At 71.6% G+C, this 19,888-nt stretch carries 18 protein-coding genes and 1 pseudogene; 5 read left to right on the plus strand and 14 right to left on the minus strand.

What is annotated here, in order from left to right; genetic code table 11:
- Positions 1 to 32 precede the first annotated feature (32 nt).
- Together IE252_RS23735 and IE252_RS23740 are read left to right on the plus strand one after the other, a co-directional pair.
- A complete protein-coding gene (locus IE252_RS23735; RefSeq protein ID WP_190091497.1) occupies positions 33 to 458 on the plus strand; it encodes a BlaI/MecI/CopY family transcriptional regulator in 426 nt (141 codons plus the stop codon).
- Positions 459 to 462: 4 nt separating this feature from the next.
- Complete coding sequence (locus tag IE252_RS23740; RefSeq protein WP_190091498.1) at positions 463 to 1,425, plus strand: M56 family metallopeptidase; 963 nt, start codon at positions 463 to 465, stop codon at positions 1,423 to 1,425.
- Positions 1,426 to 1,489: 64 nt separating this feature from the next.
- On the opposite strand, the gene IE252_RS23745 is transcribed toward IE252_RS23740, so the two are convergent.
- The 3 genes from IE252_RS23745 to IE252_RS23755 all read right to left on the minus strand — a co-directional run bounded on the left by IE252_RS23745 (position 1,490) and on the right by IE252_RS23755 (position 5,225).
- The gene (locus tag IE252_RS23745; protein WP_190091499.1) at positions 1,490 to 1,945 is read right to left on the minus strand and encodes a tellurite resistance TerB family protein; all 456 of its coding nucleotides are present in this window, start codon (positions 1,943 to 1,945) and stop codon (positions 1,490 to 1,492) included.
- A gap of 136 nt (positions 1,946 to 2,081) precedes the next feature.
- Entirely contained in the window at positions 2,082 to 4,394 is a 2,313-nt protein-coding gene (locus IE252_RS23750; RefSeq protein ID WP_229848757.1) for a bifunctional salicylyl-CoA 5-hydroxylase/oxidoreductase, read from the minus strand.
- Between the two features lie 3 nt (positions 4,395 to 4,397).
- Positions 4,398 to 5,225 carry an enoyl-CoA hydratase family protein gene (locus tag IE252_RS23755; protein ID WP_190091500.1) on the minus strand — a complete coding sequence of 276 codons (828 nt, stop codon included), beginning with the start codon at positions 5,223 to 5,225 and terminating at the stop codon, positions 4,398 to 4,400.
- Positions 5,226 to 5,530: 305 nt separating this feature from the next.
- Here IE252_RS23755 and IE252_RS23760 point away from each other — a divergent pair, with 305 nt between their 5' ends.
- Positions 5,531 to 5,992, plus strand: coding sequence for an ATP-binding protein (locus IE252_RS23760; protein WP_190091501.1), 462 nt, complete (start codon positions 5,531 to 5,533; stop codon positions 5,990 to 5,992).
- Here the strand turns inward: IE252_RS23760 and argF are convergent.
- From argF to IE252_RS23790, 6 genes are all read right to left on the minus strand, one after another.
- The gene (gene argF / locus IE252_RS23765; protein WP_190091502.1) at positions 5,952 to 6,983 is read right to left on the minus strand and encodes an ornithine carbamoyltransferase; all 1,032 of its coding nucleotides are present in this window, start codon (positions 6,981 to 6,983) and stop codon (positions 5,952 to 5,954) included. The genes IE252_RS23760 and argF overlap by 41 nt on opposite strands.
- A 62-nt stretch (positions 6,984 to 7,045) precedes the next feature.
- Positions 7,046 to 8,278, minus strand: a complete 1,233-nt coding sequence (locus IE252_RS23770) for an arginine deiminase (RefSeq protein ID WP_190091503.1) — start codon at positions 8,276 to 8,278, stop codon at positions 7,046 to 7,048.
- Positions 8,279 to 8,378: 100 nt separating this feature from the next.
- Entirely contained in the window at positions 8,379 to 11,093 is a 2,715-nt protein-coding gene (locus tag IE252_RS23775) for a polynucleotide kinase-phosphatase (protein WP_229848758.1), read from the minus strand.
- Positions 11,090 to 12,556 (minus strand): 3' terminal RNA ribose 2'-O-methyltransferase Hen1, encoded by a 1,467-nt coding sequence (locus IE252_RS23780; RefSeq protein WP_190091504.1) that lies wholly within the window; start codon positions 12,554 to 12,556, stop codon positions 11,090 to 11,092. The genes IE252_RS23775 and IE252_RS23780 overlap by 4 nt, the downstream gene beginning before the upstream one ends.
- Before the next feature lie 184 nt (positions 12,557 to 12,740).
- Positions 12,741 to 13,682, minus strand: coding sequence for a homocysteine S-methyltransferase (gene mmuM / locus IE252_RS23785; RefSeq protein ID WP_190091505.1), 942 nt, complete (start codon positions 13,680 to 13,682; stop codon positions 12,741 to 12,743).
- A 2-nt stretch (positions 13,683 to 13,684) separates the two neighbouring features.
- The gene (locus tag IE252_RS23790; RefSeq protein WP_190091506.1) at positions 13,685 to 14,614 is read right to left on the minus strand and encodes an LLM class F420-dependent oxidoreductase; all 930 of its coding nucleotides are present in this window, start codon (positions 14,612 to 14,614) and stop codon (positions 13,685 to 13,687) included.
- Between the two features lie 248 nt (positions 14,615 to 14,862).
- Here IE252_RS23790 and IE252_RS23795 point away from each other — a divergent pair, with 248 nt between their 5' ends.
- Complete coding sequence (locus IE252_RS23795) at positions 14,863 to 15,093, plus strand: hypothetical protein (protein ID WP_190091507.1); 231 nt, start codon at positions 14,863 to 14,865, stop codon at positions 15,091 to 15,093.
- A gap of 20 nt (positions 15,094 to 15,113) precedes the next feature.
- On the opposite strand, the gene IE252_RS23800 is transcribed toward IE252_RS23795, so the two are convergent.
- The 5 genes and pseudogenes from IE252_RS23800 to IE252_RS23820 form a co-directional block, all read right to left on the minus strand.
- A complete protein-coding gene (locus tag IE252_RS23800) occupies positions 15,114 to 15,605 on the minus strand; it encodes a DUF6099 family protein (RefSeq protein WP_101390628.1) in 492 nt (163 codons plus the stop codon).
- A 251-nt stretch (positions 15,606 to 15,856) separates the two neighbouring features.
- Positions 15,857 to 16,177: pseudogene (locus IE252_RS23805) on the minus strand (nucleotide pyrophosphohydrolase); the annotation flags it as partial.
- Entirely contained in the window at positions 16,174 to 17,298 is a 1,125-nt protein-coding gene (locus tag IE252_RS23810; protein WP_190091509.1) for an AAA family ATPase, read from the minus strand. The gene IE252_RS23810 and the pseudogene IE252_RS23805, both read right to left, overlap by 4 nt.
- 125 nt (positions 17,299 to 17,423) lie before the next feature.
- The gene (locus IE252_RS23815; protein WP_190091510.1) at positions 17,424 to 17,813 is read right to left on the minus strand and encodes a cell division protein SepF; all 390 of its coding nucleotides are present in this window, start codon (positions 17,811 to 17,813) and stop codon (positions 17,424 to 17,426) included.
- Positions 17,814 to 17,926: 113 nt separating this feature from the next.
- Positions 17,927 to 18,835 carry a substrate-binding domain-containing protein gene (locus IE252_RS23820; protein ID WP_190091511.1) on the minus strand — a complete coding sequence of 303 codons (909 nt, stop codon included), beginning with the start codon at positions 18,833 to 18,835 and terminating at the stop codon, positions 17,927 to 17,929.
- 237 nt (positions 18,836 to 19,072) lie between these two features.
- Between IE252_RS23820 and IE252_RS23825 the strand changes: the two genes are divergently transcribed.
- Entirely contained in the window at positions 19,073 to 19,867 is a 795-nt protein-coding gene (locus tag IE252_RS23825; RefSeq protein ID WP_190091512.1) for a VOC family protein, read from the plus strand.
- The last annotated feature ends 21 nt before the right edge of the window (positions 19,868 to 19,888 follow it).

The raw sequence follows: 19,888 nt of genomic DNA on the forward strand, positions 1-19,888 counted from the left end.
GAGGTGTCGACCCCCCTCAGTAGGATGACAAAGTGACGGATGAGGACAGGCGCGCCCGCAGGCGGGGGCAGGGTGAGCTGGAGGCCCAGGTCCTGGCGGCGCTGCGGAACGCGGCGGGGCCGGTGACCGCCGGCTGGGTGCGGGAGCGGATCGGCGGAGCGCTCGCGTACACCACCGTCGTGACCATCCTGTCGCGGCTGTACGCCAAGCAGTCGGTGACCCGGGAGCGCGCGGGGCGCTCGTTCGTATGGACGCCGGCGGCCGACGAGGCCGGACTCGCGGCGCTGCGGATGCGCAAGGTGCTGGACGGCGAGCCGGACCGGGGCGCCGTGCTCGCCAGTTTCGTCACCGCGCTCTCACCCGACGACGAGCGGCTGCTGCGCGCACTCCTCGACGGCGCGGACAGCGTGGACGACGTGGCCGGTGCGGACGGCGCCGAAGCGGAGACCGGGGACTGACGTAGTGGGTGTGTTCGTCTTTCTGCCGCTCGTCCTGCCGCTGACCGCCTGGCCGATCGCCCGGCTGGCCGAGCAGCAGCTGCATCCGCGCGCGGCGACCTGGCTGCTCGCGACGGTCGGCGGCGTCCTCGCGCTGTGCAGCACCCTGTGCCTGATGCTCCTGATGGTGGTCGGCACGGCACAACTCCCGGGCAACCCGCTGCCCGACGCGTGGGCCGACCCCGAGGTGCGGGCGGTGCTGCCGTACGACGAGGTGGTGGGCCAGGCGGCGATCCCGCTCCTGGCGGCGGTCGCCGGGGCGTGCGCGCACCTGGTGTGGCTGCACCGGCGGGTGCGTACGCGCGCGACCCGGGCACTGGCCGGGCTGCCCGAGGGCAGGCTGGCCGTACTGCCGGACGACGAGCGGGCCTATGCGTACGCGCTGCCGGGCGGGCGCGGTACGGCCGGGGCGCGCGGCCGGATCGTCGTGTCGCGCGCGATGCTGGAGAGCCTCGACGCGCGCGAACGGCAGGCGCTGATCGCCCACGAGGAGGCGCATCTGACGGCGCGCCACCACCGCTTCCTGCTGGTGGCCGGGCTCGCGGCGCGCGCCAACCCGTTCCTGCGCCCGCTGCGCACCGCCGTGGCGTACACCGCCGAGCGCTGGGCGGACGAGGACGCGGCGCGGGCGGTGGGCGACCGCAGGACGGTGGCCCGGGCCATCGGCAAGGCCGCGCTGGTGTCGCGCGCGGCGACGGGCCGGGGCGCGGCCACCGCGCTGGTGGGGTTCGCGACGGCCGGGCCGGTGCCGCGCCGGGTGGCGGCGCTGCTCGGCCCGGTGCCCCCGGCGCCCGCACTGCCGCCCGCGTGGACGGCGGCCGGGCTCGCGCTGTGGACCGCCGCGGGTGGCACGGCGGTCTCGGCGCTGGCGTCGGCGAACGCGACCGTGACGCTGTTCACGGTGCTGAGGGCCGCGACCGTACTGTGAGGGGCCGCCCCGGCGGGCAGCCCGACTCACGGAACGGGCGTTCCTACAGGCTGAACGGGTCCTCCTACAGGTCGAACTCGGCCGGGGGCAGGTCCAGCGTGTAGCAGGCCTCGCGGACGACGGCCTGCTCCGTCTTGTCGAAGTCGCCGTCGGCGCCGCCGATGACGATGCCTATCTGGATCACCGCGCGCGCCTCGGCGGGCTTCTTCTTCGCCTTGGCGACCTCCTGCAACACGCTGACCTTGCCGAAGTCGAAGTCGGCGGTGAGCTTGTTCAGGTAGTCGTCGAAGCGGCGCTGGAGGTCGTCGGCCGGGAAGTTCTGCAGCACCTCGTTGGTGGAGATGAGTTGCGCTACGCGCCGCCGCTCGGACGGGTCGACGGTGCCGTCGGCCGCCGCGACCAGGGCGCACATCGCCATGCTGGCGTCCCGGAACGCACCGCTCTTCAGGTCGTTCTTCTTGGCGATCAGCTGCGTCTGCATGGTCGACGCGGACTCCTTGAAGCGGTCCCACAGGGCCATGAGGTCTCCATCTGGTCTCGATAGTCACTTCTACAACGCTGTAGAAACTGACGGGCGGGCCGAATGGTTCCCACGGAGCGTCATTTCCCTGTGAGCCACGACTCACTTCGCGCATCACTCGCGGCTCGCTCGCGGCTCACGTCAGGGTGAGCCTCGGTCTGGGCGCGTCCGTACGCCCCGTCGGAGGCCTGCGGCCGCCTGCCCGGTACGGCGCCGGCCAGGGCGCTCCGGGTCCCGAGTAGCCCTGTTCGGCGGCCGCGTGCAGGGTCCAGTGCGGATCGTAGAGATGGGGCCGGGCGAGGGCGCAGAGGTCGGCGCGGCCCGCGAGCAGCAGCGAGTTCACGTCGTCCCAGGACGAGATCGCCCCGACCGCGATGACGGGCACGCCGAGCGTATTGCGGATCCGGTCGGCGTACGGCGTCTGGTACGAGCGGCCGAACTCGGGCCGCTCGTCCGCGACGACCTGCCCGGTGGACACGTCGATGGCGTCGGCGCCGTGCTCGGCGAACGCGCGGGCGATCTCGACGGACTCCTCGGCGGTGGTGCCGCCCGGCGCCCAGTCGGTCGCCGAGATGCGGACGGTCATCGGCCGCTCGGCGGGCCAGATGCCGCGCAGCACGTCGAACACCTCCAGCGGGAAACGCAGCCGGTTGGCGAGGGAACCCCCGTAGACGTCCGTGCGTTGGTTGGTGAGAGGGGAGAGGAATCCGGAGAGCAAGTAGCCGTGGGCGCAGTGGAGTTCGAGCAGGTCGAAGTCGCAGCGGGCGGCCCGCCAGGCCGCCGCGGCGAACTGCTCGCGGATGTCGGTCAGCCCCGCGCGGTCGAGCGCGTGCGGGACCTGGTTGACACCGGGGCGGTACGGGAGCGGTGAGGCGGCGGCGAGGGGCCAGTTGCCGTCGTCGAGCGGCTCGTCGATGCCTTCCCACATCAGCTTGGTCGAGCCCTTGCGTCCGGAGTGGCCGAGCTGGACGCCGATGGCGGTGCCGGGGGCCTGTCGGTGCACGAAGTCGGTGACCCGGCGCCAGGCCGCGGCCTGCTCGGGGGTGTAGAGACCGGTGCACCCCGGAGTGATGCGGCCCTCCGGGCTCACGCACACCATCTCGGTCATGACCAGGCCCGCGCCGCCGAGGGCCCGGGCGCCGAGGTGGACGAGGTGGAAGTCGCCGGGGAGACCGTCCACGGCGCTGTACATGTCCATGGGGGAGACGACGACGCGGTTGCGCAGTTCGAGCCCGCGCAGCCGGAAGGGGGTGAACATCGGAGGCGTATCGGAAGGGCAGGGGAAGTCGCGCTCGACCACACCGGTGAAGCCGGGGTCGCGCAACCGCAGGTTGTCGTGGGTGACCCGGCGGCTGCGGGTGAGCAGGTTGAAGGCGAACTGCCGGGGCGGCTGGTCCAGGTAGAGCGCCAGCTCCTCGAACCACCGCAGGCTGGCGGCGGCAGCGCGCTGGGTGGACTCGACGACGGGCCTGCGCTCCCGCTCGTACGTGGCGAGGGCGGCCGGCAGGGTGGGCTGCTCCTCGACGCAGGCGGCCAGGGCGAGGGCGTCCTCGACGGCGAGCTTGGTGCCGGAGCCGATGGAGAAGTGCGCGGTGTGCGCGGCATCGCCGAGCAGCACGGTGTTGCCGTACGACCAGTGCGCGTTGACGACGGTGCGGAACACGGTCCAGGAGGAGTTGTTGCTCCGCAGCGGCCGGTTGCCCAGGGCGTCCGCGAAGATCTTGGCGCAGCGGTCGACCGACCCCTGTTCGTCGAGCTCGTCGAACCCGGCCGCCCGCCAGACCTCTTCGCGCATCTCGACGATGACGGTGGAGGAGTCGGCGGCGAACGGATAGCCGTGCAGTTGCATCACGCCGTGCTCGGTCTCGGCGATCTCGAAGCGGAAGGAGTCGAAGGCGAAGTCGGCGGCCAGCCAGATGTAGCGGCAGCGGTGGCCGGTGATCCGGGGCGCGAAGTGCTGGGCATGCCTCTCGCGGGTGGCGCTGTGTACGCCGTCGGCCGCGATGACCAGGTCGTAGCCGGTGGCGAGTTCGGCGGCGGGCGGTGCCTCAGTGCGGAAGCACAGGTGCACGCCGAGGGCCCGGCAGCGCTGGTGCAGGATCTCCAGGAGCCTGCGTCGGCCGAGGGCGGCGAAACCGTGCCCGCCGGAGGTGAGGGTGCGGCCGCGGTGGACGATGTCGATGTCGTCCCACCGGACGAACTCGGCCTTCAGCGCCTCGTACACCACGGGGTCGGCGTGCTCGATCCCGCCGAGGGTCTCGTCGGAGAGGACGACTCCGAAGCCGAAGGTGGTGTCGGGGGCGTTGCGCTCCCAGACGGTGATCTCACGTTCGGGGCGGAGCCGTTTGAGCAGTGCGGCGGCGTACAGTCCACCGGGGCCACCGCCGATGACCGCGATCCGCAGCGGCCGTTCGGCGGGGTCAGGGGTGCTGTCCCGGGGCCCGGGCACGGCTCAGCGCCCCTGCCACTTGGGGGGCCGCTTCTCGGTGAAGGCGGCGTGGAACTCGGCGTAGTCCTGCCCGTTCATCAGCAGCGCCTGGGTGGCGGCGTCGAGTTCGACGGCGGCGGCGAGCGGCATGTCGAGCTCGGCGGTGAGCAGGGCCTTGGTCTGCGCGTACGCGAGTGCGGGTCCGGCCGCGAGATGGCGGGCGAGCTCGGCGGCGCGCGCGTCGGCCTGCCCTTCGTCGGTGAGCTCGCTGAGCAGGCCGATCCGTTCGGCCTCGGGGGCGTGGACCGGCTCGCCGAGCATCAGCAGCCGGGTGGCGTGGCCCAGCCCGACGACGCGCGGCAGCAGATAGGCCGCGCCCATGTCGCCGCCGGAGAGACCGACCTTGGTGAACAGGAAGGAGAACCGGGCGGAGGGATCGGCGATGCGGAAGTCGGCGGCCAGCGCGAGGACCGCGCCCGCACCGGCCGCGACGCCGTGGATCGCCGCGATCACCGGGAAGGGGCATTCGCGCACGGCCCGTACGACCTGCCCGGTCATCCGGTTGAAGTCGAGCAGCTGGGCGGTGTCCATGGAGAGCGTGGCACCGATGATCTCGTCGACGTCGCCGCCGGAGCAGAAGCCGCGCCCCTCGCCCGCGAGGACCAGGGCGCGTACGGCCCGCTCGCGGGCGAGCTCGGCGAGCAGATCGCGGAGGTCGGCGTAGGCCCCGAAGGTGAGCGCGTTCAGCTTCTCGGGACGGGCGAGGGTGACCGTGGCCACCCCGTCCACCACGGAAAGCCGCAGGTGGCGCCAGTTTTCGGTACGGGGTGCGGAGCTGGGGAACGGGCTCATGGAGTGCGGCCTCCTCGGCGGGCTGCCAGATGCCTGCACTTCGAAGGTATCACTCATGTGTGACTGTCGTCACGAGGGCGCGATATGGGGAGGCGGGCGTGTGGCCGCGCCGAGCTCCGGGCGGCGCGGCTTCACCGAGGGGCGGGGCGAAGGGCCCTGCCCCGTGCGCCACACGTCCCCTTCACCGCCTGCCATGGGGCTCTGTCCGGCCCCTTGCCCCGGTTCGTAAAGTTGAAGGGAGTAGCAGCGCCCCGCGCACCCCCCGCGCCCCGGACGCTTCACGCGACCGAACGGAAACCCCCGCCGTGCCCGACCCCTCCGGTGCCGCCCGCGAACCGGCCGGCACCCCGACCTCCTGGCGTATCCCGCTCCCCCACACCAACGCCGCCGTGCCCATCGCCCGCGCCTTGATCCGTACCGCACTGGCGGACATCGACGCCCCCGCCGACAGCGACACCGCCGAGCTGCTCACCGCCGAGCTGGTGGCCAACGCCGTCGAGCACACCGCCGCCGACCAGCCCATCGAGCTGGTCGTGGAGCTGCTGGACTCGGGCTGCCAGGTCGAGGTCCACGACCGCTCCCCGCTGCCGCCGGGCGACCTCGGCACCCCGGAACCGGACGACGAGCCCGACCCGTGGCAGGAGCACGGCCGGGGTCTGCTGCTGATCCGCACCCTGAGCTCGGCCTGCGGTCACCGCCCGACCGCGCACGGCAAGGCCGTGTGGTTCACGCTACCGGCGCGTCCGCCCCTGCCGGAGTTCCCGTAAGCGTCGCGACCATGACCGCCTTGATGGTGTGCAGGCGGTTCTCCGCCTCGTCGAAGACCACCGAGTGCGCGGATTCGAAGACCTCGTCGGTCACTTCCAGCTCGGCCAGGCCGTACTGCTCGTGGATCTCGCGGGCGACCGCCGTACCGAGGTCGTGGAAGGCGGGCAGGCAGTGCAGGAACTTGACGTCCGCGTTGCCGGTGGCGCGCAGGACGTCCATGGTCACGGCGTAGGGCGCCAGCGCCTTGATCCGCTCGGCCCAGATCTCCTTGGGCTCGCCCATCGACACCCAGACGTCGGTGGCGACGAAGTCCGCGCCCGCCACGCCTTCGGCGATGTCCTCGGTGAGGGTGATCCGGGCGCCGCTCCGCTCGGCGGCCCTTTCGGCGAGGGCGACGACATCCTCGGCCGGCCAGTACGCCTTGGGCGCCACGATCCGCACGTCCATGCCGAGCAGCGCGCCCGTGAACAGGTAGGAGTTGCCCATGTTGTACCGGGCGTCACCCAGATAGGCGAAAGCGATGCGCTCCAGGGGCTTGTCGGTGTACTCGGTCATGGTGAGGACGTCGGCGAGCATCTGGGTGGGGTGCCAGGCGTCGGTGAGGCCGTTGTAGACCGGCACGCCCGCGTGCGCGGCGAGGGTCTCGACCGTCTCCTGCGCGTCCCCGCGGAACTGGATCGCGTCGAACATCCGCCCGAGCACCCGTGCGGTGTCCCGCGCCGACTCCTTCTTGCCGATGTGCGAGCCCGCCGGGTCGATGTACGTCGTGGAGGCGCCCTGATCGGCGGCCGCCACCTCGAAGGAGCACCTCGTACGCGTCGACGGCTTCTCGAAGATCAGCGCGATGTTCCGCCCGCGCAGCCGCTGGACCTCGGCGCCCGCCTTCTTGGCGGCCTTGAGTTCGGCGGCGAGGTCCACCAGGACGCGGAACTCCTCGGCGGTGAAGTCCAGCTCCTTGAGGAAGTGGCGGCCTGCGAGGTCTGTCGCCATGGTGACTGCTCCTGGGTGACGGAAGGCGGGGACACTGTAAGTATATGCGATTGAACGCATCACTATACGGCATCGCGTTCCACGGGACAGCTCATGCACCGCGGCCCGCCCCGCCCCCGCCCCAGCTCGCTGCCGGGAATCTCGATCACCTCGATGCCCTGCTTGCGCAGATGCGTGTTGGTGGTGACATTGCGCTCGTACGCCACCACCACGCCCGGCTCGACCGCCAGCACGTTGCAGCCGTCGTCCCACTGCTCGCGCTCCGCCGAGTGCACGTCCTGGGTGGCCATCAGCACCCGGATCCCGTCCAGGCCGAGCGCCGCCGCTATGGCGCGGTGCATGTGCTCCGGGGCGTGGTCGGTCACCTTCAGCTCCTGCTCACCGGCGCCCGGCTCGATCGTGTACGAGCGGAGCATGCCGAGCCCGGCGTACTGAGTGAAGGTTTCTCCGTCGACCATCGTCATCACCGTATCGAGGTGCATGAAGGCCCTGCGCTTGGGCATGTCCAACGCCACGATCGTCCGTGCGGAACCGGCCGCGAAGAGCCCGCGCGCCAGCATCTCCACGGCCTGCGGCGTCGTCCGCTCGCTCATCCCGATGAGCACCGCGCCATTGCCGATCACCAGCACGTCGCCGCCCTCGATGGTCGACGGATAGTCGCTCTGCCCCTTCGACCAGGTGTGGAACCGCCCGGCCTCGGGACCCACGAAGAGCGGATGGTGGCGGTAGATCGCCTCGAAGTGCACCGTCTCGCGCTGCCGGGCGGGCCAGCGCATCGCGTTGATGGACACCCCGTCGTAGATCCAGGCGGAGGTGTCCCGGGTGAAGAGGTGGTTGGGCAGCGGGCCCAGCAGGAAGTCGTCCAGGTCCAGGGCGTGGAACCGGACGGACACCGGCTCGGCGTGGCGCTCCAGGAACTCCCGCTTGGTCATACCGCCCACCAGCGCCTCCGCGAGCTCGGCGGCGGACAGCTCGTCGAAAGCCTCGCGCAGATGCCCGGTGGCCAGCGGCCCGTACTCCTTCTCGTCGAAGACCCGGTCCAGTACGAGCCGTCTCGCCTGCGGGATCGCCAGCGACTCCCGCAGCAGATCACCGAAGAGGTGCACCTCGACCCCGCGGTCGCGCAGCACGTCCGCGAAGCCGTCGTGCTCCTGACGGGCCCGGCGCACCCAGAGCACGTCGTCGAAGAGGAGAGCGTCCTTGTTGCTCGGAGTGAGCCGCTTCAGCTCCAGATCCGGCCGGTGCAGGATGACGCGGCGCAGCCGCCCGGTCTCGGAGTCGACATGGAATCCCATGCCCCCATCCTGTCCCGCCCGCAGCCCGCTCACCCGGCGAACCGGCGGCTTGAGCCCCGGCCCGTGGGGGCGCGGCAGTGCTGCCGCACCCCCAACGGCGTCACAGCCGGGGGTCCACCGGCTCCGACTCCAGGGCCAGGACCGCGAAGACCGCCTCGTGGACACGCCACAGCGGCTCCCCCGCCGCCAGCCGGTCCAGCGCCTCCAGACCCAGCGCGTACTCCCGCAGCGCCAGCGACCGCTTGTGGCCCAAAGAGCGCTGCCGCAGCCGCTCCAGGTTCTCGGAGCGCACGTACTCCGGACCGTAGATGATCCGCAGGTACTCGCGTCCGCGCACCTTGATACCGGGCTGCACGAGGCGCCCCTTGCCGCCCCGGGCCAGCGCCTGGAGCGGCTTGACGACCATGCCCTCGCCGCCCGCGCCGGTCAGCTCCAGCCACCAGTCGATTCCGGCCCGCACCGACGCCTCGTCGCCGGTGTCGACGACCAGCCGCCGGGTGACCTGGAGCAGACCCGTCGGGTCGTGCTCCACCAGCCGGTCCAGCCACGCCAGCTGCTCGTCGTGCGGCACCGCGGCCAGGCTGCGGCCCTGGGCGGCCAGGATCTGGAAGGGCGCGAACCGCACCCCGTCCAGGCCGTCCGTGGTCCAGCAGTACCGCCGGTACGCGTCCGTGAATGCCTCCGCGTCCCGCGCCCGCCCACGCTGACGCGCGAGCAGCCCGTCCACGTCGACACCGCGCGCCGCAGCCGCCTCCAGAGCCCCGAGCGCGCCCGGGAAGACCGCCCCCGACGCGGCACCCACCGCGGCGTACTGCGAACGCAGCAGCCCCGAGGCCTTCAGCGACCACGGCATCAGCTCGGCGTCGAACAACAGCCAGTCCGTACCGAGCACGTCCCACAGCCCGGCCGCGGACACCGCCGCCCGCAGCCGCCCGAGGACCTCCTCGGTGACGGCGGCGTCGTCGAAGAACGGACGACCGGTGCGGGTGTGCAGAGCGCCCGTGGGCCCCTCCACCCCGAACCGCTCGCGCGCCGCCTCGGCGTCACGGCACACCAGGGCCACCGCCCGCGAGCCCATGTGCTTCTCCTCGCACACGACCCGCGCGACCCCGTCCGCCGCGTACTGCGTGAACGCCTCCGCCGGATGTTCCAGATAGCCCTCCTCCCGTGACGTCGCCGTCGGTGCCATCGTCGGCGGCAGATACGCGAGCAGCCGTGGGTCGACAGCGAACCGGCTCATGACTTCGAGCGCCGCCGCCGCGTTCTCCTCGCGCACCGCCACATTGCCCAGCTGCCGGGTCTCCACGACCCGGCGGCCGTGCACATCGGCGAGGTCGAGCGGCCGTCCGTCCTGGCCACCGGGCGCCTCGGTGGTCAGCGGACGGACCGGCTCGTACCACACCCTCTCGGCGGGCACGTCGACGAGCTCGCGCTCCGGCCAGCGCAGCGCGGTCATCTTTCCGCCGAACACCGCACCCGTGTCCAGGCAGATGGTGTTGTTGATCCACGACGTGTTCGGGACGGGCGTGTGGCCGTAGACGACCGCCGCGCGACCCCGGTAGTCCTCGGCCCACGGGTAGCGCAAGGGCAGGCCGAACTCGTCGGTCTCGCCGGTCGTCTCCCCGTACAGCGCGTGCGAGCGAACACGCCCCGACGTACGCCCGTGGTACTTCTCGGGCAGACCCGCGTGACAGACGACCAGCTTGCCGCCGTCGAGCACGTAGTGGCTGACGAGCCCGTCGATGAACTCCTTCACCTGTTCCTTGAATCCATCGTCCTCCCTGTCCAACTGCTCGATGGTTTCCGCCAGTCCATGGGTGCGCTGGACCTTCTTGCCACCCAGATAACGTCCGAGCTTGTTCTCATGGTTCCCGGGAACACACAGAGCGTTACCATCGGTCACCATTTTCATCACTCGCCGCAACACACCGGGGCTGTCCGGGCCGCGGTCCACGAGGTCACCGACGAAGACCGCCGTACGGCCCTCCGGGTGCGCCCCGTCCACGTAGCCCAGCTTCGCCAGCAGGGTCTCCAGCTCGGAGCGGCAGCCGTGGATGTCACCGATGATGTCGAAGGGGCCGGTGAGGTGGGTGAGGTCGTTGTAGCGTCGCTCGATCGCGATCTCGACGCTGTCCACCTCCGCCTCGGAGCGCAGGACATGGACCTTGCGGAACCCTTCGCGCTCCAGGCCGCGCAGCGAACGCCGCAGCTCACGGCGGTGCCGCGCGATGACCTGACGGGGCATGCCGGCGCGGTCGGGCCGGGCCGCGTTGCGGGCGGCGCAGACGTCTTCGGACAGGTCGAGGACGATGGCCACGGGCAGCACATCGTGCTCCCGGGCCAGCTGGACCAGCTGTCTGCGGCTCTCCACCTGCACGCTGGTGGCGTCGACGACGGTGAGCCGCCCGGCCGCGAGCCGCTTGCCCGCGATGTAGCGGAGCACGTCGAACGCGTCGCCGCTGGCGCTCTGGTCGTTCTCGTCGTCGGCCACCAGGCCGCGGCAGAAGTCGGACGAGATGACCTCGGTGGGCTTGAAGTGCCGACGAGCGAAAGTGGACTTGCCCGATCCGGTGGCGCCGACGAGGACCACGAGGGAGAGGTCGGGGACGGGGAGCGCGCGCTTGCGGGACGGGGTGGGGGACTCGGGGTCGGTTCCGGTCCCCGATCCGGTGTCGGTCCGGGCTCCTGTCCCGGTTCCGGTCTCCGTGTGCGTCCCGGTACCGGTGCTGGCACTCGCACTGGTGCTGGTACCGGCATCGGAGTCGGTGGCCTTGGAGGCGGTGTCCTTGGAGTCCATGTCCTTCTCGGCGTTCATGCGGCGTTCGCCTCCTTCGCGGTCGTGGTCATCTCGAATACAGCCATCTGGGTGGGCGGACCCACCTCGGCGTCGTCCGGCCCCACGGGCACGAACTCGACGCCGTACCCGTGCCGTTCGGCCACCGAAGCGGCCCAGTCGCGGAACTCCGCGCGCGTCCACTCGAACCGGTGGTCGCCGTGGCGCACATGCCCGGCGGGGAGCGACTCCCAGCGCACGTTGTACTCGACGTTCGGCGTCGTCACGATCACCGTGCGCGGGCGCGCCGCGCCGAACACCGCGTACTCAAGGGCGGGCAGCCTCGGCAGGTCGAGGTGCTCGATCACCTCGCTGAGCACCGCCGCGTCGTACCCCTTGAGCCGCTTGTCCGTGTACGCGAGCGAGCCCTGCATCAGCGTGATCCGCCCGGCCTGCCGCTCACCCATCCGCTCAAGGCGCAGCCGCCGCGCGGCGATCGTCAGCGCGCGCATCGAGACGTCCACGCCCACGATCTCGGTGAACCGGACGTCCTTGAGCAGCTCCTGCACCAACTGGCCCTGGCCGCAGCCCAGGTCGAGCACCCGGCTCGCCCCGGCGGCGGTCAGCGCCGCCAGAATGGCGTCGCGTCGCTGCACGGCGAGCGGCACGGGCCGGTCCTCGGTGTCGGTCGTCTCGTCCACCGCGTTGTCGATGGCCTCGACCGCGATGTCGTCGGCCTCAGCCAGCCGTACCAGTTCGAGGCGCTCCATCGCCTGCCGGGTCAGCCCCCAGCGCCGGGACAAATAGCGGCTCGTGATCAGCTTCTGCTCGGGGTGGTCGGCCAGCCAGCCGTCACCGGCACGCAGCAACTTGTCGACTTCGTCGGGCGCGACCCAGTAGTGCTTGGCGTCGTCGAGCACCGGCAGCAGTACGTACAACTGCCGCAGCGCGTCCGCGAGCCGCAGCTCCCCTTCCAGTACGAGCCGTACGTAACAGGACTCGCCCCACTCCGGGAACTCCTCGTCCAGCGCGACGGGCTCCGCCGAGACCGAGGCCCAGCCCAGCGGCCCGAACAGCTTGTGTACGAGGTCGGCGCCGCCGCGCGCGGGCAGCGCGGGCACCTCGATCCGCAGCGGCAGCGGCGCCTCGGCCCGCTCCGGCAGCGCGTTGCACACACCGCGCAGGGCGCTCTTGAAGACGGTGCTCAGCGCGACGGACATCAGCGACGAGGCCGCGTACGGGCGGTCGTTGACGTACTGCGCCAGCGCGGAATCGGGGGCTCCGCCACGGCCCTTGCCCTTGCCCCGCCGCACCAGCGCGACCGGATCCACCTCCAGGAGCAGCGCGGCCGTGCAGCGCTCGGCGGTCGCCTCGGGGTAGAGGACGTGCGCGGTGCCGTGCGACGTGGAGAACGCCTGCGCCTTCCCGGGATGCTTGTGCAGCAGAAAACCGAGGTCGGTGGCGGGGCGTTCAGGGGTACCGGTCGTGGTGATTGTCAGGAACACGCGTCGAGTATCATCCGATTTCTACGGCTCCTACCAGGCATTTTCCCGGGAGGCCGGGGGAGGTGCGCCGAGCCGGGTGGTGCACGTCAGCCCGTCCCGCCCGGTTCGGCACGCCACTTGGCGTCAGCCTTCCCTCCCCTCACGCCCGGCTCCGCGTGCCCCTCGCAGCAACCCGTCCCGCCCCTCACGCCCCTTCCGCCACGAACCCCGCCAGCCGTGCGATCTCGGCCGGCCCCACTCGGCAGCAGCCACCCACCAGACGGGCGTCCGCCATCTGCCAGGCACGCACGCGAGACGGGTCGAACGTCGCGCCGCCCCGCCATCCCCGGGCCTCCGCGTCCCAGCGCTCCCCGCTGTTGGGGTAGACGACCACCGGCTTGCCCGTGACCGACGCCGCGAGCCCCACGGCGTCGTCCGCGTCCGCGGGCGTGCAGCAGTTCACGCCCACGGCGATCACCTGGTCCAGCCCCTCCGCCAGTGCGAACGCCTCCTCCAGCGGCTGGCCCGCCCTGGTCCGCAGCCCCTCCACGCTGTACGACAGCCACACCGGTACCCCGCACCCCTCGACCGCCCGCAGCAGCGCCTCGGCCTCGTCGATGTCGGGCACGGTTTCCAGCGCGAGCACATCCGGCCCGGCCGCCGCCAGCGTCTCTACGCGGGGGCGGTGGAAGCGCTCCAGCTCCTTCACCGCGAGCCCATACCCGCCCCGGTACTCGCTGCCGTCGGCCAGGAAGGCGCCGTAGGGGCCAATGGAGGCGGCGATCCAGACTTCGGCGTTCTTGGGGGGCTCCCACCCCCCTCCCCCCACCCCCCTCCCCGCCCCCGCCCTCCTGGCCAGCTCCACGCTCCGGGTGAGTAGAGCCGTCGCCTCGCGGCGGGGCACTCCCCGGTGGGCGAAGCCCTCGTACGTCGCCTGGTAGCTGGACGTGATCAGTACCTGTGCGCCCGCCCGTACATACGCCTCGTGTGCGGCCTCGATCTGGCTCGGGTCGTCTGCCAGCAGTCGAGCCGACCAGAGCGGGTCGCTCAAGTCGCAGTCCTGGGCCTCCAGTTGGTTGGAGAGGCCGCCGTCGAGGACCACAGTCCGTTCGGCCAGGGCGTCGGCGAGTGGACGGGCGGGCCGCACGGTCAGGCCCCGTTCAGCTGGGACTGGACCTGGGAGGAGATCAGTTCGAGGTGATCGAGGTCGTCCAGGTCGAGGACCTGGAGGTAGATCCGGGACGAACCGATCGCCTCGTACATGCCGATCTTCTCCACCACTTCGGCGGGCGAGCCCGCCAGTCCGTTCGCCTTGAGCTCTTCGACCTCCCTTCCGATGGCGGCCGCCCGGCGCGCCACTTCGGCGTCGTTCTTTCCTACACAGACGACCAGGGCGTTGGAGTACACCAGGTCGTCTGGGCTGCGTCCGGCGCTCTGGGCGGCGGCGCGCACCCGGCCGAACTGCCGCTCGCTGTCGGCCAGGGAGGCGAACGGGATGTTGAACTCGTCGGCGTACCGCGCGGCCAGCCGTGGGGTGCGGACCGCGCCGTGGCCGCCGATCAGGACCGGCACCTTGGCCTGGGCGGGCTTGGGGAGCGCGGGCGAGTCGGTGAGCTGGTAGTAGGTGCCGTCGTGGTTGAAGGTCTTGCCGGTCTCGGTGGCCCAGAGGCCGGTGACGATGGCCAGTTGTTCTTCGAGTCGCGCGGACTTCTCCTTCGGGAAGGGGATGCCGTACGCCTTGTGCTCGTCCTCGAACCAGCCCGCGCCCAGGCCGAGTTCGATGCGGCCGCCGGACATCTGGTCCACCTGGGCGACCTGGATGGCGAGGACGCCGGGGAGGCGGAAGGTCCCGGCGGTCATCAGGGTGCCGAGGCGGATGCGACTGGTCTCGCGGGCGAGTCCGGCGAGGGTGATCCAGGCGTCGGTGGGGCCCGGGAGGCCGTCGGCGGAGCCCATACGCAGGTAGTGGTCGGAGCGGAAGAAGGCGTCGAAGCCGAGGGCTTCGGTGGCCTTCGCGACGGCGAGGAGGGTGTCGTAGTCGGCGCCCTGCTGGGGCTCCGTGAAGATTCGAAGATCCATGCATCCATCCTGCACCTTCGAACTGTCGTCAACCCCGCCCTTGCGGTGTGCGCGATGGCTGCCCAGTCGGGTGAAAATCGTCCACCTGACGGGCCGCGCGGGCTCTGACCAGTGACTGTCGCGCTGAGTGGTCGTTGGCTCGGGCGGAGCCGGACCGCCCGGCCCGCGCGCCGGCGGCCGTTGCCGACGCGTCTGTCGAACTGCCACCCCCGCAGCCGCGCGGGAGGGCTTGGGCCGAGGAGGCCGCCATGTCCCAGGAAGCCGTGCCGGAACAGGCCGTGCCGCAGGAGCCGGCCGGGCAGTCCGTGCCCGAGCAGAAAGGTGCGCCGAAGGGGCTGCTGCAGCAGATGGAGGAGCTGATGGCGGCGCTCAACGCGGATCTGTCGCAGCTGGACGCCGATCTGCAGTCGTCCGCCGACCGGGTGCCGCCGGGGCGGGACGCCGATGGGCAGGTGGAGGGCCGCTCCACGGGCGTGTGAGTGCGGTGGGTTTCGTACGGTCATGACGGCCCCGCCGTCGAGTCGCGCAGGGCGCCGGGGCGCCTTTCCTGCTCGCGGACGGTGAGTCTGCGGAGCATTCCGCGGACCCGGTCGCTCGACTCGTCGGCGGCGTCGATGGCTTCGATGCACTGCCAGTAGAGGCCTTCTTCGTCGGTGGCGCAGGCGACGCCGACGAGGGCCATGCCGACGTCGCCGAGCAGGCCGCCGAGTCCGGTCAGGGTCTGTCTGGCGTCGGTGACTTCGGAGAGCTGGGTGGCGCGGATGCCGCCGATGCGCAGTCCGGGGTGGTCGAGGGCGCCGCAGCCTCGGCCGCCGGTTTCGCTGAGGCCGCGTGCTTCGCCCCTGAGCTCCGGCGGGCCGGTGGCCGCCAGGTGGCTTCCGATGGCCTGGGCGAGGGCTTGTGCCTGCCAGGCCTCGGCGACGATCTCCAGCGCCGCGGTGCTTTCCGCGAGCGCTAACCTGCTCACTCCGATGAGCCGTACCGCGTCCATGCGCCGCCCCCGTTCATACGACGATCCGTTTCCCCGTCACTACCTAGAGTGAGCTTCTGAGGCCAGGAAAGCCAGAGGAATTGGGAAATCTGTGGACGAGCAGGGGGTTTTGAATAACTCGCTCACTCCGAAGAGTGACCGTTTGGACTTTCTTCGGGGTTTCGTACAGGGGCGGGCCCGGTTTGTGCAGGGGTGGGGCGGGTCTGTGGCGGGGCGGGATCGGTGGGGGGCTGCGGGGTGGGCGGGGCCGCAGGGACGGGGAAGCGGAGCTCGTTGCGGTCGATCTTGGCGGAGAGCGCGGCGAGCGGGTCGATGCCGAGGACCTGGCACAGCTGCAGGAGATAGGCGAGGACATCGGCGACTTCGTCGGTCACCCGGTGGGCGCGGTCGGGGTCGTGCATGACGCGGTCGGACTGCTCGGGGGTCAGCCACTGGAAGATCTCGAGGAGTTCGGAGGCCTCGACGCTGAGGGCGGAGACGAGGTTCTTGGGGGTGTGGAAGGGCTGCCAGTGGCGTGCGGCCGCGAAGTCGGCCAGTCGGCGCTGGAGTCCCGCTACGTCGAGTTGGGTCACGGCTCCAGGTCTACCACTGCCGCTCCCTGGACTCCTCGGGCGCACCCGGCGTCCGTGACGGTGCCGGTGAGGCGGATGTGGCCGCGTCGGCACATCTCGGCGGCCAGTGCGGACAGTTCGCGGGCCTGGCGCCGGTCGAGGCCGCGGTCGAAGCCGTCGGTGAGGACGGTGAGGGTCTGCAGTGCGGACGGGATCTCGGCGACGGTGTCGACGGCGAGGACGCCGGGGCCGGTGAGCAGGACCAGGGCGAGCGCGAGGTAGCGCAGTTCGCCTTCGCCCAGGCGGGCTACGGGTGTGGGGGTGCGTTCGCCGCGGCCCACGACGGCTCGTAACGTGCCGTCGGCGAGTTCTTCGGCGGCGAGCGCGGTGACCGGGCCGGCGCAGCCCGCGCGGGCCGCGGTGACCAGCCGGGCGTGCCGGATGGTGCACTCCTCGGCGGTGCGGGAGAGGATCTCGGCGAGGTTGTCGCAGCCTCGCCGCAGTCTTCCCTGGCCGGGCGGGACGGGTTCGCGCATGCGCTGCGGCTGGGGGTCGCAGGCGAACACGGACCGCAGGGCGACGACGACTTGCTCGGCGGCGGCGAGGACGCGCAGTTGGCCCTCGGTCTTCCCGGCGACGCGCAGCGGCAGCAGGGCGGTGCCGAGCCGGTCGTCGGGGAGCGGGGCGCGGGTGACCGGGACGGCGCCGGCGGTGTGCCAGGCGGCCTGCACGGTGGAGCGGCCGGGGTCGCGCAGGGCGGTGGACAGGAGGGTGTCGCCGTCACTGGTCAAACGTTCGCCGACGACGCGGAGTTCCGGCTCGGCCTGGACGGCGAGGTCGAGCCGGACGGGCCCGGCGGGTCCGTCGACGGTGCAGCCGATGCGGAACCCGCGTCGGCCCTGGGCGTCGGCCTCGGCGCGTTCCGGTACGCATCCGGCGGGGTCGGGGAACGCCGAGGCGAGGGTGGCGCCGGAGCCGAGCCGGGCCAGTGCCTCATAGGCCTGGAGGACGCTGGACTTGCCGCTGCCGCTCGGTCCCGCCAGGAAGGTGAGCGGGCCGAGCGGGAAGACCGCGCCGCGGTGCGACTTGAAGGCGGAGAGCCGCAGTTCGGTGACGGTGGGCCGGTCGCAGGTTCCGTTCATGGAACGGAACCGTATGAGCACGAAACATGACGAACCGTTACGCCTCGATCACCTTCCTACGAATGAGGGACGGTTCCCCGTACGAGAGAGGCCCGGCGCAGCGGTTCCCCGCGCCGGGGACCGCCCTACGCGTGCGGGACGACCGCCTCGGCTATGCCCTCCACTTCCGTGCCGACGGGGGCGAGGAGGAAGACGTTGCGGTCGACCCGGTGCATTCCGCTGCCCAGGCCGAAGACCACTCCGCTGCTGAAGTCGAGTATGCGCTTGGCGACTTCGGTGTCCGCGCCCGTCAGATCGAGCAGGACCGGGGTCTGCGCCATCATGTATTCGGCGACCTCGCGCGCGTCCGCGAAGACCTGGACGCGCAGGACCACGAAGCGGCGCTGTTCGACGGCCGCGTACTCGTTGGGGATGGTGCGGTGGTCGACGCGCGACGGCCACTCGTTGCGACTGCGCAGCGGAACGACCTGGGCGAGCCCCTCCCACTGTTCATCGGTGACGTCGTACCTGCTCACCGGACCACCTCGCCCATGTGCTGTATCTGCATCCGGCCATGATGACGCCGCTCACCCGTTCAGCCCAACTCCGACACGGCTCTGAGCTGTGAAGTTGTCCGGACCGAGGCGTACTAACGTGCGGTACGGGAGTCGATCGCGTCGGCGACCAGGGCGAAGAACCGGGCGTGGGCGCGGGCGCTGCACGGTGTCTCCGGGTTCCACGGCAGTACGCGCGCGCGGTCCTCGATCGTCCGCCAGTGCGGGTCGGCGCGCAGCTGCTCGACGGGGGTGGCGTTCACCCGTACGTCGGACAAGACGATCTCCGCGGGCAGGGCGGCCGCCTCCTCCCAGGTGAGCGTGGTCCAGTTCGCCCCGGTTCCGGCGGGCGGCTCGACCAGGTGGACGCCGTGCTCGGCCAGTGCGCGCAGTTCCGGCCAGGCGGCCGGGCGCGCCACATGGACCTGGTCGGTCCCGGCGGGCGAGAGGGCGAGGACGCGGGGTCCTGCGGGCGGGTCCGTGTCTACGTACGCGCGCGTGGCGGCCGTCACGGTGCGCAGGCGGCGCTGTGCCGCGTCGAGGAGGCGGGTGGCGTCCTCGTGGTGGCGGTCGCCGCCGAGGGCGCGGGCGAGGTCGGTGAAGCGATCCCTGATCTCGGCCAGGGAGTGCGAGTGCCCGATGTCGATGACGACCACAGGAACGTGTTCCTCCAGGTGTTTGGCCGTCTCGGGGGCGAGGCCGTAGACCTGGCCGCCGCCGTAGCTGACGGCGACCACGAGGTCGGGTGTGCCCTGGAGCAGCACGTCGAGGTCGAGTGCGGCACCCGCGCCCAGGTAGCGCAGGCGGTCCAGGGGCAGCCCGCCGGCCTTGGCTCGGTCGGGCGAGGCCCCGTCGTGGAAGGAGCCGAAGACGGCTCCCGGGCCGACTCCGTGGTCCCAGAGCGTGGCTCCGGCCTGGATGTAGGCGGTCACCCGGGTGGGTACCCCGCTCGCCGTCGCCATCTGCCCGCGGTCGTCCGAGAACTGCCAGACCGGCTTGTCCATGAGGTCACACGCCCCCTGTAGTCGCTGTGCGCGCCAGCGCCGGGTCACGCTACGCCCGAGTCGTCCGCCCCGCCAGGATCCGTACCCGATTACGTGCCCGTCGTCCCGGCGCGTCACCCCTTTCGCGCGCTCGGGTCGTCCGCGCCCCGGCGCGTGGGAGTGCTCGACGCGCGGGGTCGGGGTGGGCTGGCTAGCGTGGCAAGCCGGACCGTCTGTCACACAGGAGAGAGCACAGTCATGGCCGCAGAACCAGAGGGCACTCCGTGCTGGGCCGATGCGATGTTCACCGATGTCGAGGGAGCGAAGAGCTTCTACGGTGACGTGCTGGGCTGGACGTTCGGCGAGGCGTCGTCGGAGTACGGCAACTACACGCAGGCGTATGTGGACGGCAAGGCGGTGGCGGCCGTCGTGCCGCCGATGCCGGGCCAGGAGGGCCAGTCGGCCTGGTGCCTCTACCTCGCCTCGCCGGATGTCGCCGCCACCGCGAAGAAGATCAAGGACAACGGCGGCGAGGTGCTGATGGAGCCGATGCAGGTCGGCGACTTCGGCTCGATGGCGATCGCCCGCGAGCCCAGCGGCGCCGTCTTCGGCGTGTGGCAGGCGGGCAGCCACGAGGGCTTCGAGGCCAAGGGCGTGCCCGGGTCGTTCTGCTGGGCCGAGTTCTTCACCCGCGACCCGGAGAAGGTCGACGCGTTCCTGCCCGCGGTGTTCCCGTACGGCGCCAAGCAGATGCAGGACGACGCGGCCGACTTCCGGGTCTTCAGCGTGCGTGACGAGATGGTCATGGGGCGCATGAAGATGACGGAGGAGTTCCCGCCGGAGGTCCCGTCGTACGTGAACGTGTACTTCGCGGTCGACAACTGCGACGACGCGGTGGCGAAGGCCACCAAGCGGGGCGGGGTGCTGCGGTTCGGGCCGATGGACACGCCCTTCGGCCGGTTCGCGGCGCTCAGCGACCCGCAGGGCGCGTCGTTCTCGGTGATCGACCTGCAGACGACGCAGGGCGAGATGCCGCAGATGGCCGACGTGTAGCGAGCCGGAGGGGTCCCGGGG

The sequence above is a fragment of the Streptomyces melanogenes genome, from assembly GCF_014649795.1.
Lineage (GTDB): Bacteria > Actinomycetota > Actinomycetes > Streptomycetales > Streptomycetaceae > Streptomyces > Streptomyces noboritoensis.